Origin of the sequence: Streptococcus sp. HMSC067H01 (assembly GCF_001814775.1) — a bacterium.
Lineage (GTDB): Bacteria > Bacillota > Bacilli > Lactobacillales > Streptococcaceae > Streptococcus.
The window spans coordinates 18,620-23,030 of sequence record NZ_KV817797.1 but is presented as its reverse complement, the minus strand read 5'-3'; the positions used below and the strand labels follow the sequence as shown (position 1 = coordinate 23,030).

Here is a 4,411-nt window from a genome sequence, read left to right as displayed (position 1 = left end):
TACCATCTTCTGCCTTGATGAAGTTAGGTTTTTCGCCTTCCTCAGTTGTGTCATATGGTGTATCATATGGTGAGTTTGGTGTGTCTTGACGAGGTTTTTGAATCTCTTTACCCTTCTCATCCACATAAGTGATAATAACTTCACCTTTTGGCTTTTCTTTAAGTTTGTAAACATAGGTTACATTCTTATCGCCTTCGATAACCTTACCAGTTGTTGGGTCTGTTGACTTCAAGTGACCTTTATCATCTACTTCACCGGCTGTGTACTTACCAGCTGGAACCAATTCGTAAGTATTACCTTCGAATTCAATCTCTTGTGGACGGTTGTCTACAACTGTGTCGTAGTCTTTGTCTACTGGTTGAGCTTTTTCGTCAGTAACATCTTCCTTGATTTTCTTGCCTTCTGTATCAACGTAGTGTACATAGACATTACCATTCACTTCTTTATAAACATAAGTGATAGTTGATTTTGGTTTAGTAACCTTACCTGTAACTGGGTCTGATGATTCAAGGTGACCATTTTCATCAACTTTACCTACTGGATAGTCACCCTTCGGTACGATCTTATAGGTCTTACCATCTTCTGCCTTGATGAAGTTAGGTTTTTCACCTTCCTCAGTTGTGTCATATGGTGTTTCATATGGTGAATTTGGTGTATCTTGGCGAGGTTTTTGAATCTCTTTACCCTTCTCATCCACATAAGTGATAACTACTTCACCTACTTTAAGTTTGTAGATGTAGGTTACATTCTTATCCTCTTTAGCAACTACACCTGTTGTTGGGTCTGATGACTTAAGGTGACCTTGGTCATCAACTTCACCTACTGTGTAGTTACCAGCTGGAACTAACTCGTAAGTCTTACCTTCGAATGTAATCTCATTCGGACGATTGTCTACAACTGTATCGTAGGCCTTATTAACTGGTTGGTCTTTTTCATCAGTTACATCTGGTTTAATAGTCTTGCCTTCTGTATCTTTATAATGAACATAGACATTACCTTTAACATCAGACTTGACAAAGTAGTAGTTTACATCAGTAGATGGTTTAAGGTTACTTGGAATTGAATAGTTATTCGAGAATGAAGCATACCCTTTCAATTTGGTGTACACTTTACCATTTGGAGCAGTTGGGTCATTGGCAACAGATCCTTCTGCTTGGATTTCTGGAACTTTACCAGCAATGACATTGTAACTGTTATTACCTGATCCAGCAGGTGTCAATGTAGGATTTGGAGCACCTTTGAATGGACGTGGATAAGTGTGCAAAGTTCCGTCCATTTGTTTATAAGTATCTGTCTCAGTAGGAGACGACCAACCAGTAATAATGAGTGATTTGCTTCCAGCAGTTTCGTTGACTTCAAGATAGTAGTCACCATTTTTACTGTTTACTTTTGTAACTTTTGTCTCGTCAGCCTTCCACTCTTCACCAGCCTTATTGACTTTACTAGTGTAAATGAGTGTGTATTTCGATACATCTTCTGTACCAATATCAGATGTAGCAAAGTTATTAACTTGAGACGGATCAAGAGCGTAGAATTTAGTTACAGTTGACCCTTCTGTATCAACGATTTCAGATATACGTTTCACATAATAGTGATTTGCTCCACCTTGAAGTTCGACAAGTTTTTGACCTACAACACCTTTACCAAGGATACCAGACGTTTTTTGAGTAGAATCTGTTGTAGCAGCTACATGCTTGTAACCAGGGATATCACGGTTGTTTGAAGCTGTAAATTGTTGACCCGCAAGACCTGTCTGAGTGTAAGATGCAAGATCTGTTTCATTTCCAGTAGGTGTATATAATTTTCCTTCTGTGTACTTGCTACTATCAACTACTTTATAGTGAGTTGTTTGATTTACCGTTGCATATGGAACAGAAGTTTGAATATTTGGTTTATCTTCGTTTTCGTTACCTGGGAAGTTGGTATCGCGAATTTGAAGTGTTTCATACTCAAGATTTGGATTAACGAATGAGAATGTCACATTACCAGGATCAGTTCCGTTAGCACCTGTATAAGTCAATGTATTTGTAACATCAGTATTGTTATCTGTGATGTAACCTGGAAGCGAGATATTGCTTTCACCAGCTTTGATAGTACGAGTGAAGGCTTCAGAACCATCAGACTTCTTGATGATACGCAAGTAAACATCAGGCTTCTCTAAAAGATTACCTTTAATCGCTGAACGATCTACTGAAAGTGTTGCGTAGTAATCAAAATAGGTTTTTTTGCCAGTTGATTGATCCGTTTTAAGGAATTGCCATACACCAAATGTGTAACGGTCAGCATTTGGATCCAAAGAGTAACCTGCTTTGTTAAAGGCCGCATCCTCAATAGTTGCACCGTTTGGTTCAGAGATAACTGGAGAAGTAGCTACAGACCCGTTACCTTCAGTTGAGATTGGTGCCAACTGTGCATAAACTGCTGGTGCTCCATTAACAGTAGTGTTTCCTTCAAAACCTGCCACTGTTAAGACTGCCATCAGCTCATCCACTGACTTGCTCAAACGTGCACGTTGATCTGCATAAGTTTGAGCAGTTGTATTGGCCAAATCGGTGCTTGCAGACAATTCTGATTGAACCTTAGCAACAGCTGCATGGATCGCTGCTTTTTGATCTGCATCTTGATGGTTTGATGCGTATTTTTCAGCGATGTTAATCAACAAAGCTGCTTCAGAAGCATTTTGTTCCAAGATTGCTTTGTCTTCAGACACAGGAGCATCTTCAACTAGTTCAGATGAAACCACTGTATCTTCTTTTGTTTCAGTAGCAGATTCATTTAGAGTTGCTGATTGGTCCGTAGAACCTTGCTCACTCAATGATTTCGACTCTGTTGTAACTGCAGGTGCACTAACCAAAGCTGACGCAGTAGTTGCATCTTTTCCTTGTTCATCTGCATGACCAGTATGTACAAGTGATGTCGCACTAAGAACAGCGGCGGCCACGACGATCCCTTTTAAGAATCCTCGACTTGTCAGTCCCTTTTCTGACACCGCATCTTCATGCACTTCGGCTACAATAGTCTCTTCGACTTGACCACGAATCACTTTTAGAAGCCCAAAGTTCGAAGTAGATGCGCGCAACCAATTCTTACCCGACTTAATCAATTTGAACCGAGTCACTCGATCGGTTTCACGGAATTCACCGTTTGAACGTTTAAAAAACATTGCAGTCTCCTTTTTTATTATTATTCAATTTTATTATACATGATTAGTATACAATAGCAAGCAATTTGACCGTAAATCACTTAAATACTATAAAAAGGAGAAGTTCGGCACAAAAGCTGTAAAATAATGATTTTTTAAAGTCATGAAAAATTGTAAAAGAGGACACTTGTGTACAAAGATAATCACTCTTCTAAGGACATATTCCATACTATATCAAGCATAAACGTGAACTGCAAAAAGCAAACTGGATAGTATAGTAGAAGATGTAATCCAAGCCTTCTAGAATCTGTTTTAAAAGCTTAAACATGCATAACTAGCAGTCTGGGAATAGTTTGTTTGCTCTCAAAAATCAGCAGATTGAGTTTAAGCTTTCTAGAAGATTTACACCCATGTGAAAATTACCTACATCACTAAGAAGCAAATGTCTAGCCCTCTCAATCTTGACAAAATTCTAGCTCATCATAATTGACGAAAAGCCAAAAAAGCGAACAAGACCAGCTTCTGTTCATCAGAAAACTAGTTTTGTCCGCTTTTTCTAGTTGAGATTAGCTTCTTGGTCCAATCTCTAAATGTTAGATAGATGTTATAGCAGTTTATCTAAACAATGCTACTATCGCGATAAGTTCTAACAAAATCTAAACTTCCTCAAAAGTACTTTCGAGTCCTAAAGATTTTATTCTTCGTCTTTTTTCTTTCCCATTGCAGCCAGTCCAAGAATCGCTCCAACAGCACCTAAGGTTGCCAGTGTAGCCGTTTCTTTAGTTCCTGTCTCTGGGAGACTATGTTGACGATTTGCAGGCGCTTGATAGCTATTGTCGTGTGAGCTTGCAGGAGCTACAAGAGACTGTTCATCTTTGTATTCTGGGAGTTCATGGACAGCCGCCTCTGCTCCATTGACACCACCTGTGAACTCTGGTACTTCTGCTTGAACAGTTGCTTCTGCGCCATTTACTCCGCCAGTAAACTCTGGTACCTCGTTGATAGCCGCTTCTGCGCCATTTACGCCACCAGTAAACTCTGGATCTTCTCCACGAATAGCTGCTTCTGCGCCATTTACGCCACCAGTAAACTCTGGATCTTCTCCACGAATAGCTGCTTCTGCGCCATTGACGCCACCAGTAAACTCTGGTACCTCGTTGATAGCCGCTTCTGCACCATTGACATTACCAGTAAACTCTGGGGCTTCTCCACGAATAGCTGCTTCTGCACCATTTACGCCACCAGTAAACTCTGGTACCTCGTTGATAG

At 39.9% G+C, this 4,411-nt stretch carries 2 protein-coding genes; both read right to left on the bottom strand.

Annotated elements, in window-relative coordinates; genetic code table 11:
* On the bottom strand, positions 1-3,163 hold a 3,163-nt coding region (locus HMPREF2987_RS05890; protein WP_075229739.1), incomplete at its 3' end, for an accessory Sec-dependent serine-rich glycoprotein adhesin.
* Between the two features lie 673 nt (positions 3,164-3,836).
* The coding region (locus tag HMPREF2987_RS05885; protein ID WP_142995371.1) for an SIALI-17 repeat-containing surface protein at positions 3,837-4,411 on the bottom strand (575 nt) is incomplete at its 5' end.